The sequence below is a fragment of the Corynebacterium bouchesdurhonense genome (assembly GCF_900078305.2).
Classification (GTDB): Bacteria; Actinomycetota; Actinomycetes; order Mycobacteriales; family Mycobacteriaceae; genus Corynebacterium; species Corynebacterium bouchesdurhonense.
Genome location: NZ_LT546028.1, coordinates 554,544 through 572,053, shown reverse-complemented (window position 1 = coordinate 572,053; position 17,510 = coordinate 554,544). Strand labels below are relative to the sequence as shown.

Sequence of the window (17,510 nt, the reverse complement as noted above, 5' to 3'; positions counted from 1 at the left end):
AGCGGGTGTTCGAGGAATGACACGGCTGTAGTTATCCACAATGTGGATAGGTCTGTGGGTAAACCCCACAGGGGTGGTGTTGGGGACAACGCCGTGGATAACTAGTAGATAGGCGTGGACAACGGGATGGTGGGGACCCAGGCCGCCACAACAGCCGCGGCGAGGGCCACCACCGCGGTGATCCACCGGGTGCGCGGGCGCGGGGAGGTCAGCGGCCACGCCATCAGGGCGCCGAACACCAGGCCGCCGGCGTGGCCCCAGAAGCTCACGTTCGCTGCCAGGAACGTGTAGGCGATGTTGACCACGAGGAGGGCGATGGGGGCGCGGAGGTCTACGGAGCGTCGAGAAGCAACTGCGATCAACACAGCGATGAGCGCGAAGAGCGCTCCGGACGCGCCCGCGGTGGGCACCGCGAAGTTGAACGCGAGCACGCTTGCCGACGACCCAATCACGCTCGCCGCATACGCCACCGCGTACGGGCCGGTGCCCACGTACCGCTCGATCTGCGGGCCGATGAACACCAGCATCAGCATGTTGACAAAGAGGTGGGAGATGTCCAAGTGCAGGAACCCGGCGGTGAGGGGGCGCGCAAACCCCCAGCCCTCCACAAGCGGGCCGAAGAGGATCATCGCGGCGCCCAGCGGCGAGTCCCAGACGACGTTGGTCAGCGAGCGCGCCTGCACGGCGGTGACCGCGAACACGAGCACGCACACGGCGGCGATGGTGGCCGTGGCGGGGGCGCCCCTGAACTGGGTTCTGAGGGCGGGGGGCAGCGGAGACATCGCGGCCCAGCCTAACCCGGGCACGCGAAAGCCCCCGCGAGCGACGCGGGGGCTGGGGCGGGGAGCGCTAGGCGATCTCGACGGACTCGATCACCACGTCCTCCACCGGGCGGTCCATGCGGCCGGTGGGAACGTTAGCGATCTCGTCCACGACCTTCTTGGAGGCCTCGTCGGTGACCTCGCCGAAGATGGTGTGGCGGTTGTTCAGCCACGGGGTGGCGTCCACGGTGATGAAGAACTGGGAGCCGTTGGTGCCCGGGCCGGCGTTGGCCATGGCCAGCAGGTACGGGCGGTCGAAGGAGAGCTCCGGGTGGAACTCGTCCGCGAACTGGAAGCCCGGGCCGCCGGTGCCGGTGCCGGTCGGGTCACCGCCCTGGATCATGAAGCCCGGGATGATGCGGTGGAAGATCGCGCCGTTGTAGAACGGGCCCTCATTGGTGCCGGAGGCGTTCTGCGCGGAGTACTCGCGCTCGCCGGTGGCCAGGCCGGTGATGGTCTCCACCGTCTTCGGCGCGTGGTTGCCGAAGAGGTCGATGACGATGTCGCCGTGGTTCGTGTGCAGGGTCATGGTCTGCGTCTTCTGAGTCATGGTGCCCAGAGTACGCGGGTACCGGCTGCGTGGGGCGCCCCACTCCCGTGAAACTCGAAAGTAGCAGCTCGTTATGGCCCCTCAAACGGGCGATAACGAGCTGCTACTTTCGAGTTCTGCAAAGGGGGCTACTGCTTGCCGACGGGGTGTGGGCGCCTAGCCAGCCCCTCTCCGCCGGCGCCAGTCCTCGCCGTGCTGTGGGCGGTTGGGGGTGGCGGGCACTTTGGGGGCGTCGAGAAGCAAAGAGCGCTCTTTGAGCTCGAGGATCTGCTGCACCACCTCAGCCTCGCGCTTGAGTATCTCCCACGGCTGGACGCGGGCGAACTCGTAGTTCTGTACGCGAACCCAGTTTTCGCGGGTGACCTGCTCGAGGGCGGCTTGCTTCGGGTTTTCGTCGAATTTGATGTCGCCGTCGATCTCAATGGCCAGCTGCCCCCACAGCAGATCGGGGCGCGCGAACCGGCCGATCCACATCTGTTCCTGCACGGTGATGCCGCGCTCCCGCAGGATGACACGCAGCAGCGACTCGTACGGGGACTCGGAGAGGGTCGAGCTCCATTCCAACGCTTTCCTGGCGTGCGCAATGCCGGGCTTGCCCGCCAGCCGGTGGATGCACGCCTCGAGCTCCACGCGCGCGATCTCGCGCTCACCGAGGGTCTTGTGTGCAAAAAGGGAGTCCATTGCCACCACGCCGTGGCGGACGCCGTGCATGCGGGCAATGTCCACGGCGGTGCGGGCCCGCGTGGTGGTGAGGAGGGCGTCATGGCCGTGGGCGACCCTCTGGATGTCCACGGGCGGAATCCGCATCGAGCGGTACTCCACCCCGGCGGGCCACTGCGCCCGCCGCGGTGCCGGGTGGGCCGGATTCGCCAGCGTAACGGGCGCGCCGGCTGCGGGCAGGGTCCAGATCCCCAGCACGCTCGCCGCCGACCGGCCGATGAGCACCGCTTTCTGGGCCGCGACGCCCACCGCGTAGGCCTGCAGGAATTCGCGCTCGTGGTCCCGCAGCACCCGCCAATCCGCTTCCGCGATGAATTTGGTAGCGGACAGTCTCCTGCACTCCTGCTCGTCTGCCCGCCCCGGCCTGATAAGGCGCGCGACGAGTGCTCTTCTATCCATTGACCCCCCGATCATTCGTTGCCCCACAGCGTAGCGGGCGCGCGGGGGAATGTCCGGATACGCGCGAAACTCGAAAGTAGCAGCTCGTTATGGCCCCTCAAACGGGCGATAACGAGCTGCTACTTTCGAGTTTTAGAAGAGAGGCGCCGCCAGGGGGCTACTGCTTGCCGACGACCTCGTCGCGCGCCGCCACCAAGTTACGCAGCGAGGGATCCACCTCGGCGTAGCCGCGGGTCTTCAGGCCGCAGTCCGGGTTCACCCAGAGGCGCTCGGCCGGGACGTTCTCCAGGGCCGCCTCGATCAGGCCCACGATCTCCTCCTGGCTGGGCACGCGCGGGGAGTGGATGTCCCACACGCCCGGGCCGATCTCGGAGTGGAAGGACTCGTCCAGGTCCTCGAGCAGCTCCATCTTCGAGCGGGCGGCCTCGATGGAGGTCACGTCCGCGTCAAGGGCGGCCACGGCGTCGATGATCTGGCCGAACTCGGAGTAGCACAGGTGGGTGTGGATCTGAGTCGCCGGCTGGGCCTCCAGGGCCACCAGGCGGAAGGCGCGCACCGCCCAGTCCAGGTAGGCCTGGCGGTCGTCCTTGCGCAGCGGCAGGAGCTCGCGCAGCGCCGGCTCGTCGATCTGGATCACCTTGATGCCGGCCTCCTCGAGGTCGCGGACCTCGTCGGCGAGCGCCAGGGCGATCTGGTCGGCGGAGACGGCCAGGGGCACGTCGTCTCGCTTGAAGCTCCAGGCCAGGATGGTCACCGGGCCGGTGAGCATGCCCTTCACGGGCTTCTCGGACAGGGACTGGGCGTAGGACGACCACTCCACCGACATCGGGGCCGGGCGGGAGACGTCGCCGACCACGATCGGCGGGCGGGTGCAGCGGGAGCCGTAGGACTGGACCCAGCCGTTCTCGGTGACCACGAAGCCGTCGAGAAGCTCGGCGAAGTACTGCACCATGTCGTTGCGCTCGGCCTCGCCGTGCACCAGCACGTCGACGCCGATCTCCTCCTGCAGCTTGATCACGTTCTTGATCTCTTCGCGCAGGGCCTCCTCGTAGTCCGAGTCGGTGAGCACGCCGTCGCGGTGGTCGGCGCGCGCCTGGCGGATCTCCGGGGTCTGCGGGAAGGAGCCGATGGTGGTGGTGGGCAGCTGCGGCAGGCGCAGGGCCTCGCGCTGCACCTCGTTGCGCTCGGCGAACGCCGGCTCGCGCTGCACGGATCCCTCCGGCAGGGCGGACACGCGCTCGGCCACCTGGGCGTTGTGGGTGCGCTCGGACTCGCTGCGGGTGCGCACGGCGCGGTCGGAGCGGGCGAAGGCCTCCTCGGCTGCCTCCGGGCCGGCGACGAGGGCGCGGACCTCACCGATCTTCTCGTCGGCGAAGGAGAGCCAGTTGGCCACGTCCACCGGGAGGTTCTTCTCGGCCTCGAGGGTGTGCGGCACGTGCTGCAGGGAGGTGGAGGTAGACACGTGCGGGTTGTCGGCGATGCCGAGAGCCTCGAGCAGCTCGAGCTTCTGGCGCAGGTTGGCGGCCCACACGTTGCGGCCGTCGATCAGGCCGGCGACTACGGTGGTCTCCCCGGGGGCGTCGACAAGCAGCTCGCGAACGCGCTGCGGGTACTCGGCGTCCGCATCAAGCGTCCAGGGGGCGAGGTCCACCTGCACGGCCTCGGCGCCGAGGGAGGCGATCACCGGCAGGGCCTCGCGGGCGGCGCCGTACGGGGTGGTCAGGTACACGTTCGGGCGGGCGTCGGCGGCCAAAAGCTCGGTCCACGCCTCGCGCAGGTGCTCGGCGATCTCGGCGTCCGGGGTGGACAGGTCGGCCACCACGGCGGGCTCCGCAACCTGGACCCACTCAACGCCTGCGTCCTTCAGCGCGGCGAAGACCTCGGCGTACGCCTTGACCAGCTGCGGCAGCAGGGACCACTCGGCCGGCTTGGACAGCGCGAGCAACGTCACCGGGCCGACCAGGTAGGGGCGCACGGTGTGGCCGGCCTCGCGGGCCTCCTCCACCAGGCGCACGATGCGCTCCGGCGCAGGGGTGATGTCCTGGCCGGCGGCAACCTCGGGCACGAGGTAGTGGTAGTTGGTGTCGAACCACTTGGTCATCTCCAGCGGCACGCGGGTGTCGTTGCCGCGGGCGAGGGCGAACTCCTCGTCCAGGTCGGTGCCGCCCGGCACGAGGCCGACGGTCAGCGCGGTCTCGAGCACCTGGTCGTAGTACGCAACGTCGGCCGGGATGGCGTAATCCTCGTCCAGGCCCAGGTCGCGCAGGCGGTTGTAGGTGTCAATGCGCAGGGCGCGGGCGGTGGAGCGGAAGGTGTCGGCGTCGATGCGGCCGGCCCAGTAGCTCTCCAGCGCGCGCTTGAGCTCGCGGTTGGCGCCGATGCGCGGGTAGCCCTCGATCGTTGCCTTGGGAAATGGTGCGGTCATGTCCTGTCCTTATTTATTACTAGGGTGCGAAAATGCCGATGCGCCCGAGCAGATCGCGCGTGACGGCGAGGTTGTTGTGCGTGTAAATGTGCAGTCCGCCCGTGCCCGCATCGAGGATCGTGCGCGCAAGCTCGGCGGAAAGTTCCATGCCCCGCTCGTATTCCTCCTCCGGGGAGGAAGCGGACGCCAGTTGCTTTTCGACGCTCCCCGGCACCTCCAGCCCCGAGAGCTCACCCATCCGCCTCGCCCTGCTCAGGCTGGTGATGGGCATGATGCCGGGGATGAGCGGGATGCGCACGCCAGCCAGGCGGGCGACCTCCACAAACTCGAGGTAATCGGAGGCGTCGAAGAACAGCTGCGTAATGGCGAAGTCAGCGCCGAGGCGCTGCTTGGCCAGCAGCACGTCCAAGTCGTGGTCGAAGTTCTTCGACTCGGCGTGGCCGGAGGGGTAGCACGCCACCGACAGGGCCAGCTTGCCCGCCGCGAGGCGGAACGCCTCCTCCTCCTGCACCTCGTTGATGAGGTTGAGCAGGTCGGTGGCGTAGGGCAGGTAGCCGTCGGGCAGCCTGGTCTGCCCGGGCTGCAGGTCGCCGCGGAGGGCGAGGAAGCCGCGCACGCCGACGTCGATAAGCTGGCGAATCCACCGCTCGAGCTCGTCCGCCGTGCCCGCGGTGCAGGCCAGATGGGCGATCGGGCGCAGATCCGTCGTGCTGGCAACGCGGGCGATGAGGGCGGAGGTGCCCTCCAGCCAGTCGCTGCGCATGGAGCTGGTGACCGAAACGTAATCCGGGTGGTAGGCAGCAAGGCCCGCGATCAGCTCGTCGAGCTTTGCCGTGTCCGCGGAGTTGCGCGGCGGGATCAGCTCGAAGCTCAGCGCCGTTCGGGTGCTGCGGCGGCGGGCGGCCGGGGTGCTACCAGCCGCTTCGTCGGGGCTGTCGAGGGGCGCCGAAGCAGACAGCCGCGTCGAAGCAGGATTCCCACGCATGAGAAAACCTTTCGATACTTGTGAGTGTCTGGCCGGGCTCGGCACGTGACGTTCAACCGTTATTCAAACCGTTTTGCAACGGTGCCTGTGAAACTTATTGCCCGCCTCGAAACGGCACAATGTACCTCTCGGTCTATTTTTCTCCGGCGCAGGTGAGGGGGGTTCCGCAGCGTGAATATATTTCGCTTCGGTGGACAGCTTGGTTCATTTTGCGCGGGTCGCGGCTCGGCCCTCGCACCTGCAGATTTTCGCTACCCTGGCTGTGAACCCAACCGATGAAGGAGACCCAACCATGAACCTCTCTACCCTGAGCCTGGCCGTCAAGGGCGCCAACAGCGCGCTGAACTACCTGCGCGACAACGGCAAGAAGAAGGAGCGCGAGATCTACGACTCGCTGCTCGAGGCCGTGCGCGAGGGCAACCTCGACGACCTGGCAGACAACGCCAACCAGGACGAGCTGGAGGAGCTCTTCAGCACCGCGCGCCGCGAGGCGGGCGACGTGACCCGCGACATCCACAACCGCCTGGACCGCCGCCGCGCCGCCTTCGCCGCGGCCGCGCCGGACCGCAAGGCCCGCCAGGAGGCGCTGAAGCACGACCTGCGCTTCCAGGAGGAGAAGAAGGGCTCGGGCGCCGGCAAGGTCATCGCCACCGTGCTCGGCATCGCCGGCGCGGCCGCCGCGAGCTGGGCGGTATGGGAGTTCTGGCTGAAGGACAGGCTAAACGACGACTCCTCCACAACCACCAAGCGCACCTCGCCGGCCCCCACCCGCACGGAGACCGACTCCCGCGGCTCTTCCACGCTGGTGTACTCCACCCGCACTGAGGACGAAACGGAAGCAACGGTGCGCAACGAGCCGGACAACGACATGCGCCCGAACGCCGACATGCGCGGCGCCGCTGGCCCGCTCGGTGAGGAACCGGCGCAGCGCGACGAGGAGCTGCTGGCCTCCATCGACGAGCAGCTGACCACCCTCGACGCGCTGGATGATGATCAGCGCGAGGCGACCGCGCCGCGCCACGAGCAGGGCGGCAAGCACGAGCTCAACCCCGACCGCGAGGTGGACAACCGCTAGCCCCTACACCGCGGGGGCGCAGCGCCACGCCGCGAGCAGGTGGCGCACTAGGCGTCCGCGGACGTCTGGGAAGAGCTCGGTGAACTGCGCGTCCATGGGGCGCGTGACCACGATGAGCTCGGCAGCGAGTTCTGCGGGCGTGAGGTCCGGATCCACCAGCCCGTGGGCGGCCGCCTTCTCCAGCAACTCGGATACCTGGGCGAAGAAGCGCTCGCGGGCGGCGGCCGCCTCCACGTCCGTGGCGGCTGGGATCTCGGCGGCGAGCTCCGCAACGAGCATGCCCACGCCGTAATCCACCAGCCTCCACACAAACTGCTCCCACTGCTCTTCCGGCGCGGCGTCGAAGGCGGCGATGGTTGATGCGAGAAACTCGTCGAACAGGTCGATGAAGCCGATGGCGCAGGCCTCGCGCAGCTTCGCTCGCGAGGGAAAGTGGCGGTAGACGGTGGCGATGCCCACGCCGGCATCGGACGCGATGCCCTCCATGGTCACCGCGGACGCGGGGCGAGTGCGGTACTGCTCCATCGCGGCGGCGATGATTTGGGCCCGTTTGGCCCGGGCGTCAGCGCGCATTGCCGTCTCCCCCTTTCTTTTGACACGGGTGGGGCGGGCGAGCATGATAGCACCTGTTTTTAAGTGATAGCTAACCCTCCGTTTGGAGTCAAAATGACAGTAGTACTCACCACAACTGACCTGGTGGTGCGCGAAGGGCGCACCCCGGTCAACCTGGTGGCGGAGGAAGGGCTGACCGTCGTGCAGACCAAGCGGGAGACGGGCGGATCTACCCTCGCGATGGCGCTCGCCGACCGCTTCAAGCCCTACTCGGGCACCGTCGACGGCCCCGGCTTCAAGCGCACCGCCCTCGCCGGCGTCGACTTCATTGACACCCTTGAACGGCAGGTCTCCGCTCGCGAATGCATCCGCGAGCAGGTGGCCTGGGCGCAGCCCTTCTACAAGCCCGTGCCGAAGAAGATCATGGACCACAAGCTGGTCGAGCCCTGGCTCGCGCCGCTGCAGCTGGAGGACCTGGACCAAGACGCCCGCGTGGGCGATCTGGGCGTGATGGACCGCTTCCGCCTGCGCATCCTCCTGGCGCTCGTGTCGCGCCCGAAGGCGGAGCTTTTGGTGGTGGACGACATTGACTCGGTGAAGAAGATGTCCCTTCGCCAGCAGATCCTGGATGACCTGGTGGAAGTGGCGAGGTACGTGCCCGTCATCGCGACAACTGTGAACGAGGAGCTATGAGCGGGCTGCACATTGGAACCAACTTCCGGAAATTCTTCCACGGCACCCTCCCGCCGCTGGCGCTGCTCGCCATTTCGCTCCTGCCGCTGCTCTTCGGCGGCCTTTTCGTTTGGAGCTACTTCGACCCGCTGGGCAACTTTGACAAGGTGCCCGTCGCCCTGGTGAATTCCGACGAGGGCGAGGCCGGCCAGCAAGTGGTGGACGAGCTGGTGGAGCAATCACCGATGGACTTCCACGTGGTGAGCCCCGAGGAGGCCCGCGAGGGCGTGGAGAGCGGCAAGTACTACCTGGCGCTCGAGCTGCCCACGGACTTCACAGCGGCCGCCACCAGCGTCAAGGACGATGACCCGCACCAGGCCAAGATCAACGTCACCCTGAACGAGACCAACGGCTTCATCCCCACCATGCTGGGCAACACGGCCACCACGCAGGTTGCGGAGGCGGTGTCCAACACCATCGGCGCCGAGGTGGTTGACCAGCTCTTCGTGGGCTTCAACACCATCGGCGAGGGCATGGACAAGGCCGCGGACGGCGCGAACCAGCTCGACGAGGGCGCGAACACCGCCAAGGACGGCGGCGAGAAGCTCGATGAGGGCGCGACCAAGCTGGACAACGGCATGCAGGAGTTCAACTCCCAGCTGCAGAAGATGCCGGCGGCGGCGACCAAGCTGGACGAGGGCGCGGGCAAGCTGCAGGACGGCGCCCAGCAGCTCTCCACCGGCATCACCACCGCGGCGGACGGGTCGAAGCAGCTCGCTTCCGGCCTGGGCGAGCTGCAGAAGGGCACCGACACCCTGGGTAGCGGCGCCGCGCAGGTCGCCGGCGGCGTGGACAAGATCACCGGCGTGGCCGGGGCGATCGGCACCGCGCAGACGGCGATCGCGGACATCGACGCCAACCTGGCCCAGGTGATCGCGGACCTGGACGCGTCGCCCATCCCGGGCACCAAGCCGGTGGCGGATCAGGCCCGCGCGATCCGCGGGCAGCTGAACAACAGCGCGCTGAACCAGCTGGCCAATAACGACATCGTGGGCCAGCTGGTCAAGCTGCAGCAGGGTGCGCACGAGGTGGCCAACCAGCTGCAGAACCCGGAGGCGAAGTACCGCTCCGGCGTGGACAAGGCAGCGGCGGCGTCTCAGCAGCTGGCGGCCGGTCTGGCCAAGCTGCAGGACGGCTCCGGCACCCTCCTCGCCGGCATGACCGAGCTGAAGAACGGCACCTCTCAGCTGGTGGTCGCCGCGAACACGGCCTCGGACGCCTCGTCCAAGCTCGCCGACGGCTCGAACCAGCTCGTTGTGGGGTTGGGCCAGCTTAACGATGGTTTGGTCAAGCTTTCCGACGGCACCGGGGAGCTCTCGCTCAAGCTTTCCGACGGAGCCAAGGAAGCGCCCCGCTGGGAGGGCGACCGCCTGGACAAGGCGGTGAAGTCCGCCTCCAACCCGGTGGTGGTGAACCAGGTGGGCGACGAGGTGACCTTCTTCGGCCGCGGCCTGTCCCCCTTCTTCCTGGCGCTGTCCCTGTGGTTCGGCGGCCTGATCATGTTCATGGTCCTGCCCCCGCTGTCGCGTCGCGCCATCGACTCGGGCGCGCCGACCCCGCGCGTGGCCCTGAACACCCTGGTGCCTGCCTACTTGATCGGCCTGGCGCAGGTGATCGCCCTGTGGATCGTGCAGGTCTTCGTCCTGGACATCAACCCGCTCCACCCGGGCTGGCTCTTCCTGGTCCTGGCGGTGTCCTCCTGGGCCTTCATCACCGCCATCTTCGCGTTGAATACCCTGTTCGGCGTCTCGGTGGGCCGCCTCATCACCATGGCCCTGATGTCGCTGCAGCTGGTGGCCTCCAACGGCCTCTACCCGCCCGAGGTGCAGCCCGAGTTCATCCAGTGGGTGCACAGGCTAGACCCGATGACGTACGTGGTGGACCTCACCCGCTTCGCCCTGTTCGGCACGGCCGCGTCCGACCCGCGCATGCACCGCGCTGTGGTGATCCTGGTTTGCCTGGCCGTGGGCTCCTGGCTGGTGGCCTGCTTCGGCCTGCGCCGCCTGCGCCGCCCGACGGAGAAGGACATCTACCCGGAGATCTCCGTCTAGAAAACATGCAGCGGATTCCCTTCGGCCCGGCGGGGGCGGACGCCCCCGCCGTCGCGGCCGGCATGATGCGCATCGCCGGCGCAAGTGACGCGGAGATCCGGGAGCTCTACACCGCCGCCCGCGGGGTGGGCATCGACTTCTTCGACCACGCCGACATCTACGGCTTCGGCCACCCGGGCGGGACGGGCACCCACCACTGCGAGCGGCGCTTCGCCCGGGCCCTGCGCCTCTCCCCCGCCGAGCGCTCGGAGATCACCCTGCAGACCAAGGTGGGCATCCAGACGGACCCGCCGGGCTACGACCACTCCTACCGGCACATCGTGGCCGCGGCCGAGGCCTCCCTCGAGGCCTTGGAGACGGACTACCTGGACGTGCTGCTGCTCCACCGACCCGATGCGCTCGTGGAACCCGAGGAGGTGGGAAGGGCGTTCGATCACCTCCACGCCGCGGGCAAGGTGCGGGCGTTCGGTGTGTCTAACTGCACGGTGGGGCAGATGCGTTTGTTGCAAGGGGGCGTCGACAAGCAATTGCTCTCAAACCAGGTGCAATTCTCGCTCGCGCGGGCGCGGTTGGTTGCGGACGGGTTTGCTGGGCGCGGCGACGGGCTGGTGGAGTACGCGCGGGCGGAGGGCGTGACGCTGCAGGCGTGGTCCCCGCTGCAGGGCGACGGTGGCACGTTCATCGGATCCCCCGCCTACCCCGAGCTGAATGCGGAACTCTCGCGCATCGCCGCGGCGCGTGGGGTGGCGCCGTCGGCGGTGGCCATCGCGTGGATCACCCGGCACCCCGCGAAGATGCAGGCGGTGCTCGGCACGACCAACGCCGCGCACCTGCGGGAGGCGGCCGCTGGCGCGGATGTCGAGCTGAGCCGCGAGGAGTGGTACAGCCTCTACCGCGCGGCGGGCAACCCCCTGCCCTAGCGCGCCGCGGCGGGCTGGGAAGACGGGGTGGCCTGGGGTGATGGGGTGAGCCGGCGGAGCTTGTCCAGCTTGAGGCCCCGGCCGCCGTCTGCCTTCGTGTCTGCGTTCGCGATGGCGTGGCTGGAGGTCGCCTCCTCCAGGCCGCAGGCGCGCATGACCGCGTCGCCCACGACGAGGCCCGCCGCGATCAGCGCCAGCGAGCCGAGTGCGAGGCCGATGGTCTCCGGGTTCACGATGGCCAGGGCGTCGTTGACGTTCGCAGCGCGGTTGGCGCGGTCCTCGTTGAAGATTCCGAGGCCTTCCTGGATGTGAGCGTTGGTCTCCCGGATGGCGTCGCTCAGCTGCACCTGCAACCCCTCGAGACCCGGGATCCGTACCTGGGTGAGGATCCCGAGCGGGATGAGCAACAACAGCGGGGAGGCCGCGCCGACCACCGAGGCGGCGCACTTGCCGTCGCTCGAGCCCGTGCCCGGGCTGGGGGTGGGCGCGGTGAGCTGCGCGTTGATGGTGATGTTGTTGGTGACGGTGTCGCCGTTGTTGCCGGTCCACGCGAGGTTCAGCGGGCCCGCAACCGGTTTGCCGTCGATGCGGGTGATGGTCCAGGTGCCGTCGCCGTTGTCTCGCAGTGTGTACTCGCCGTCGCCGCCAACGACGACGAGCTGGCCGCCGCTGCCGGGGACGCGCACCGTGATCCCGCCGCCGCCGGGGCCGGGGATGACCTCGATCTGACCTGGCGTGGGTGCTGGGGTTGGTGCGGGGGCCGCGATGGTCAGCGTCCAGCGGGTAATCACGTTGCCGCTGCCGTCACGCTCCTCGATGATGACGACCCCGGTTGCGCCCGGTGCCGGGGTGATCACGCAGGTGCCGCTGCCGTCGCAATCGACAACCACCAGCTCCGGGCGGTTGATCCAGATGGTGTGGCCGTCCCCGATGGTGAGGCGGGCTTCTATTGTCAGCTCGAAGCGGTGCTCGACAGTGACCGGCATCGACTTGGGGGCCGGCTTCTCCGCCGGCGCGGGCGTGATGGTGACTGTGTACCTGATCTGGGTGCGGCCCCTTGCGTCCCTCCCCTCGACGACGACGGTGCCGTTTGCCCCCTCCCGCGGCACAATCGTCCAGGTGTCGCCGTCTTTCACCAGCTCCGCGTACTCACCGCCGCTGATGAGCACCAAGTTCGACCCGGTCACCGCGGCGGTTTGTTTGCTGGTGATGGTGTAGGTGACCTGCTCGACTGGGGCGGGCGTGATGGTGACGTTGTAGCGGACAACCACCTGGCCGTTCTCGTCCTTCTCCAACACCACGACCGTGCCGTCTGCGCCCTGCTTCGGGTGCAGCGTGAAGGTGTTGCCCACCCGGTCGGTGCCGCCGAGGAGGCCCTCCCCCGTCTCGATCGTGAACGTATTGCCCGACTTCCGCGTTGTCACCCGCAACTCATCGCGGTCGCCCATCTGCTTGTCGACGACCCGGGCCGTCGGGGGTTTCGCGGTGGAGATGATGTCGTAGGTGTAGCGCGCGGTGACACGGTTTCGCGCGTCGAGGATCTCGACGACGGCGGTGCCGTTGGCACCGGATTTGCCCTGAAACGTCAATTCAGACCCTGCACGGGTGACGCTAATGACCTCCACACCAGCCACAGTGCGATATGTCGACATCCCCTCAAAATCCTGCGAGTACATAGTTCCGTCGACAAGCAAGCCCCTCCGCTCCTCCACCTCAGGCGTGGTGTCCTCCACGGAGATGGAGTAGCGGTATTCCGTTCCGGCGGGGTCTTTGACCACCACGATGGCTTCGCCGCCGACGCCCTCCCTCGCGCGCACCACGATCGCGCCGTTCTCCTCGCGGACGGTGACGAGGTCCTGGCCCTTCACCAACTGCCACGTGCCGGTGGTGTCGAGGGTGATTTGCTCACCGTCGTCGATGCTGAGGAGCCGGTTGACCTTTTTCGTCTTCACGTTGACGGTGATGGAGAAGCGGTCGGTGTTGCCGCTCGGGTCCACCACGTCGATGACGGTGGTGTGGGCTTTGGCGTCGGGAAGCGGCGCGATGATGAGGCGCTCCCCCTCCAAGCGCGCGGAGACGTTCTCGCCGCCGGAGATGATGGACCACCGGCCGCCGGCGGGTACGTGGATCACGCCAGAGCCGTTGCCGTCGAAGTTCCACACCAGGTTGTGGGTGGTGGCGGTCGGACCCGAAGGGGTGCGGGCGGTGTTATCCACGCTCACGGTGTACTTGAAGGTGGAGCCGAGCGAGTCGGTCACCACAACCACCACGTCGCCTTTCGCTCCCTCGTGCGGCACCACAACCAGCTTCCCGGCTTCCTGCGACACGGTGGCCAGGTGCCCGCCCTCGGTGACGGTGTAGCGCCACTGCCCGGCGATGGGCACGTCAAGGTGGTTGGAGGTGGCGGTGTACTTGTGCACGTAGGTGTACTCGGCGCGGTAGTACTGGGGGGCCGCCTGCGCCACCGCTTGGGCAGCGGACGGTTGTGCGGGCAGGATGCCGCTGAATGCTACGGCCGCCGCGGTGGCGCCCGCAATGAGGCGTTGCTGAGAATCAGATAGGAACACGGGGATCTCCAGAGAAACGGGCCGCGGGCGCGGCGCAGGTGAAAAACGCATGGATCTGGCGTGTTTCCCCCCTGTAGCGGTACTGATGCCAGCGACGGGAAACAGACCGTTAAGGAGATTAAGCTAAACTTTTCCTTAACGCGCGCGGAGCGTGTTCTTATGTTTACTCATACTGCCGTCAGGGTATCTCAGTCCCGAGCCCCCTTGTCCGCATGTTCCCAGCTAGAGGCCCCGGGTGGCCTAAGAATCTTCCAAGTACCCGCACCCCTAGGCGGGGGTAACCACCGCCCAGACACGCACCCGCCAACGCAAAAACACCGGCCCCGCAGAGCCGGTGTTTGCAACCTTGATCCGAAACTTCCCCCTGGAGGTGGGGAACAAACGCGTTACCTCGCTGCGGGCCCGCGCCCGCGGCGGCTGGCTAGATCAGCTTGCCGATGATCTTCAGCACCGTGGACAGCCCACCATCCTTCAGGATGCGCGGGGTGAACAGGTCCTTCACACCGGCGGCGGAGTTGATGATGCCGTCGGTAACCTCGAGACCCTTCTTCGCGTTGTCCAGGCGCTGGCTGGTGATGTCGATCTGCGCGCGGTCGCGCTCTTGGCGCTCCTGCCAGCTCAGCTTCTCCTTGGTCGGCTTCGCGGCGGTGGCCGTCGCGGTGGTGGCCACGGCGGTCTCGGTAGCGGTGGCGGTCTCCGCAGCCTGCGCCGGGGTGCCGGCCAGGACGATCGCGCCCGCCAGGACGGATGCCGCTGCGGCGTTGGTGAACTTCTTCATGGTGTGCCCTCCTGAGGTGGTGGTTGGGTGGTGTGGCACAGACGTTAAGCCCGCAGGCAGGCCTAATCAAGCAAAATCGCCGCTTCCGCACAGACTCGGTACGAAGGTATATCCGCTGGTCAAAGGTCTCTCTGCCGCCGGGCGCCCCGTGTTCTGGGGGTATTCGCCGCATCCACGACCAAGGGGCTTTATTGCTTATCGACGCCCCCGTAGACGAACGTTCCGCGGGGGCACTTGCGTTCAGAAGGGGGCGTCGAAAAGCAAAAGCCCCCCAGACCCGCACTTGGGTTCCTACCGCGAAGCGCGGCTGTACACAGTGGCCTTTCGCCCTTGTCCCCCCACCATGACTACGTACCCCTCGGCGAGGAGCGGATCGAGTGCGTAACGGACCTGGGCAGGCGACAAGCCCGTCCTCACCTGCAACTCCTTAATCGTCACTGATCCGTGGGAGCCAATGGCCTCATAAACTCTCGGAACGTTCTTTCCCAAGGAACGTAAAATCCGCTCGTCAGAGCTCTTGCGACGCGCCCTAGCCTCAGAGCGATTGTTCTCCCCGACAGCGAAATAGACCCCGTCCTCATAACTCAGAAATTCAGTGTCAGACAACCGATCGAGCATGCGCCTACATGCTCTCTCACCCAAGGGGGTGTACATTTGCACGATCCGCTGCAGCGTCGCTCCGCCCTGGCTGCGTAAGTTGACCAGTAGATCCTCCTCAATCGGGACAAGACGCCGCTTTCTTTGCCGTTGTAGTTCCTCTAGCCACTGATTCTCGGTGTCACTGAAACGTGATCCGCGGGGGAAAAGCACTTTGAACGTGACACCATTATCGATGAACTGTGGCTTTGGTAAACGAGCCTCTCTCGTAGCACTGAGAATCTCCTGAATTCCTCCACCCTCACCCTCGATGACGCGCTCGCCATCTGGCGTCCTCAGATACCGTGCGATCTCATAAAGCCGCTTGTTTACAGGGGCTTTAGTCAACTCAGGGCTTTCCAGCTGGGACACTGATAATCCACGCAAACCACCCGGGCTGACCACCACAAGCATTTTCTCCGTGATCCGGACCTCCACCTTCTTGCCCACCTCTACGGATGGCCCCAGATCCCGGTGGACCAGCGCATTCGCTAGCACTTCTCGGATGGCTGAAGGCGGAAACTCGGGTTCATCTACAAGATGCCCACTCTCCGTGTATCTGCTCACTGTGTCAGAGTTTTGCCTGACCCAATTCATGATCTCAACAAGCATGACCGGCAGCGGCCCCTCAATCTCCTTGAGATTCTTATGGCGGCCTACACCCTCACCGCGAGCCAATCTCACCGCGACAGTTGCACCGAGAGCAGGTTCAACTGACTGAGGCAGGTAACCCAGCGCATATAGGCCCCCCAAACGAAGATTGCCTCGGTTGTCGGTTACGTTGGCAATTTGGAGCAGTTGTGAGTCATCGTTAATCCTAGATAGCCGAGTTCTGGACTGACGCACCGATCCGACAAAATCCTCGAGCACCTCGCTGTCGAGCACACTGGTATCCGTTCCATGAACAATCTGGAAATCGAAGTGCGTTTGCTGACTAGCTGTGAGCGCAGAGAGCTCCAACATCTTTAGATCGTTGGCGTTCATCTGGTAGTCCCCGTCAGCTTGACGCAGGTACGCCTTGTTCTTGAACCTTGCCGGTTTCTCCGTCGGCATCAACGGTGTGACTTCCACAACCACAACGTGCTTGTCCTCAATCATGTGATGGAAGAACTCAAGCTGCGGGGCTGGATCCACTGAAGAACGATTGACCGATGCGATCGCTTTCTGCATCGCTGCTGGATCTTCAATACCGGTGACTTCAAAACCTTTCCGCTCGCTAACGCCAAGAATGATCGCGCCAGCCTGCGGCATATTAGCGAATGCGCTTAGAGTCTCGCCGAGGTTCTCCGGAACACCTCCGGCGGCAGTTTTACATTCAACAAGAGTCATATCGTCCCCGAAAGCACGCAGCTCCCTGATCGTTTCGGCGAGACGTTCGGCATCCCAGCTCATGATGATTAGTCTAGATCGTCATTCACACTTTCTCTACCTGGACATTAATAGTTTCAAACCCAGACTGCGAATTAAAGTGCAAAATAAGTAGCAGTTTCACGGTTTGCCCCATAACCATGCGACCCCTCCAACGATCAGAACCTCGAACTTCATGGATGAAAACTCCTCCTCGCGTTGCCTACCCGATTTGCGCCTACCAACGGACCGCAATCACGTATTAAGGGCGGTGGCTGTCCCCGGATACTAACGCCCAACGCACAAAACCCGCAGACCTTGAGATCTGCGGGTTTGTCCTGTGGAGCATAGGAGAATCGAACTCCTGACATCCTGCTTGCAAAGCAGGTGCTCTACCAACTGAGCTAATGCCCCAAAATGCCCCGGCAAGCGGGGACATTGTGGGCCTAGCAGGAATCGAACCTGCGACCTCATCGTTATCAGCGATGCGCTCTAACCGACTGAGCTATAGGCCCTTGGAACGAGATAGAACATTACCCAGGGGCAGTGCGTGCGCCAAATCGCCAGGTCAGCGCCTATCTCGGCCCATCTCGGCCCGGTGCGCGCCTAGCGCACCCGGTTGGACATGGTGAACGTGATGCCGCCCACCAGGTCGGCGACGGAGTTGTAGATCACCGTCATCAGCGGCGCCATGACCGCGGTGAAGACCACACCGATCAGGCCCACGAGCCCGGCCACGGAAAGCACCAGGGTCATGTCGATGACCTGGTCGCCGCCCACGCCGCCGATGAGCGAGTTCAGCGAGTCCACCACGCCGGCGCGCTCGAGGCCGTAGTAGATCAGTGTGGCCGCCAGCATCCAGGCCACGAAGCCGATGAGGGCGAGGATGGTGGCGATTTTGAACACCGACCCCACCCCAACGTGCTTGATCGTTACCTTCCGCGCAGCCATG

The 17,510-nt window shown here is 66.0% G+C and carries 14 protein-coding genes and 2 tRNA genes; 4 read left to right on the top strand and 12 right to left on the bottom strand.

Annotation, left to right across the window (positions count from 1 at the left end; translation table 11 throughout):
- Positions 1-101: 101 nt before the first annotated feature.
- From BN4252_RS07370 to BN4252_RS07350, 5 genes are all read right to left on the bottom strand, one after another.
- Complete coding sequence (locus tag BN4252_RS07370; RefSeq protein ID WP_066528368.1) at positions 102-782, bottom strand: rhomboid family intramembrane serine protease; 681 nt, start codon at positions 780-782, stop codon at positions 102-104.
- Positions 783-849: 67 nt separating this feature from the next.
- Positions 850-1,371, bottom strand: coding sequence for a peptidylprolyl isomerase (locus BN4252_RS07365; protein WP_066528367.1), 522 nt, complete (start codon positions 1,369-1,371; stop codon positions 850-852).
- Positions 1,372-1,527: 156 nt separating this feature from the next.
- Positions 1,528-2,490 (bottom strand): GxxExxY protein, encoded by a 963-nt coding sequence (locus tag BN4252_RS07360; protein ID WP_143341185.1) that lies wholly within the window; start codon positions 2,488-2,490, stop codon positions 1,528-1,530.
- Positions 2,491-2,647: 157 nt separating this feature from the next.
- Complete coding sequence (metE, locus tag BN4252_RS07355) at positions 2,648-4,915, bottom strand: 5-methyltetrahydropteroyltriglutamate--homocysteine S-methyltransferase (RefSeq protein WP_066528356.1); 2,268 nt, start codon at positions 4,913-4,915, stop codon at positions 2,648-2,650.
- A 19-nt stretch (positions 4,916-4,934) separates the two neighbouring features.
- Positions 4,935-5,900 (bottom strand): methylenetetrahydrofolate reductase, encoded by a 966-nt coding sequence (locus BN4252_RS07350; RefSeq protein ID WP_066528346.1) that lies wholly within the window; start codon positions 5,898-5,900, stop codon positions 4,935-4,937.
- Positions 5,901-6,192: 292 nt separating this feature from the next.
- Here BN4252_RS07350 and BN4252_RS07345 point away from each other — a divergent pair, with 292 nt between their 5' ends.
- Positions 6,193-6,975 carry a hypothetical protein gene (locus BN4252_RS07345; protein ID WP_066528344.1) on the top strand — a complete coding sequence of 261 codons (783 nt, stop codon included), beginning with the start codon at positions 6,193-6,195 and terminating at the stop codon, positions 6,973-6,975.
- Between the two features lie 3 nt (positions 6,976-6,978).
- Here the strand turns inward: BN4252_RS07345 and BN4252_RS07340 are convergent, their stop codons facing one another.
- Complete coding sequence (locus tag BN4252_RS07340) at positions 6,979-7,548, bottom strand: TetR/AcrR family transcriptional regulator (RefSeq protein ID WP_066528341.1); 570 nt, start codon at positions 7,546-7,548, stop codon at positions 6,979-6,981.
- A gap of 93 nt (positions 7,549-7,641) precedes the next feature.
- On the opposite strand from BN4252_RS07340, the gene BN4252_RS07335 reads away from it, so the two are divergent.
- From BN4252_RS07335 to BN4252_RS07325, 3 genes are read left to right on the top strand one after another with little or no spacing between them, the layout of a single operon-like run.
- Complete coding sequence (locus BN4252_RS07335; RefSeq protein ID WP_066528332.1) at positions 7,642-8,220, top strand: hypothetical protein; 579 nt, start codon at positions 7,642-7,644, stop codon at positions 8,218-8,220.
- Positions 8,217-10,310, top strand: coding sequence for a YhgE/Pip domain-containing protein (locus BN4252_RS07330; RefSeq protein WP_066528329.1), 2,094 nt, complete (start codon positions 8,217-8,219; stop codon positions 10,308-10,310). Before BN4252_RS07335 ends, BN4252_RS07330 begins: the two co-directional genes overlap by 4 nt.
- Positions 10,311-10,315: 5 nt before the next feature.
- A complete protein-coding gene (locus BN4252_RS07325) occupies positions 10,316-11,230 on the top strand; it encodes an aldo/keto reductase (protein WP_066528321.1) in 915 nt (304 codons plus the stop codon).
- Here BN4252_RS07325 and BN4252_RS07320 read toward each other — a convergent pair.
- The 6 genes from BN4252_RS07320 to BN4252_RS07295 all read right to left on the bottom strand — a co-directional run bounded on the left by BN4252_RS07320 (position 11,227) and on the right by BN4252_RS07295 (position 17,509).
- A complete protein-coding gene (locus tag BN4252_RS07320) occupies positions 11,227-13,797 on the bottom strand; it encodes a hypothetical protein (protein WP_066528306.1) in 2,571 nt (856 codons plus the stop codon). The genes BN4252_RS07325 and BN4252_RS07320 overlap by 4 nt on opposite strands.
- A gap of 421 nt (positions 13,798-14,218) precedes the next feature.
- Positions 14,219-14,575 carry a hypothetical protein gene (locus BN4252_RS07315; protein WP_066528295.1) on the bottom strand — a complete coding sequence of 119 codons (357 nt, stop codon included), beginning with the start codon at positions 14,573-14,575 and terminating at the stop codon, positions 14,219-14,221.
- Positions 14,576-14,866: 291 nt separating this feature from the next.
- Entirely contained in the window at positions 14,867-16,603 is a 1,737-nt protein-coding gene (locus BN4252_RS07310) for an ATP-binding protein (RefSeq protein ID WP_066528288.1), read from the bottom strand.
- Between the two features lie 296 nt (positions 16,604-16,899).
- A tRNA-Ala gene (locus tag BN4252_RS07305) sits at positions 16,900-16,972 on the bottom strand.
- A 27-nt stretch (positions 16,973-16,999) separates the two neighbouring features.
- Positions 17,000-17,073, bottom strand: a tRNA-Ile gene (locus tag BN4252_RS07300).
- Positions 17,074-17,164: 91 nt separating this feature from the next.
- Entirely contained in the window at positions 17,165-17,509 is a 345-nt protein-coding gene (locus tag BN4252_RS07295) for a DUF3566 domain-containing protein (RefSeq protein WP_066528279.1), read from the bottom strand.
- Between the last annotated feature and the right edge of the window lies 1 nt (position 17,510).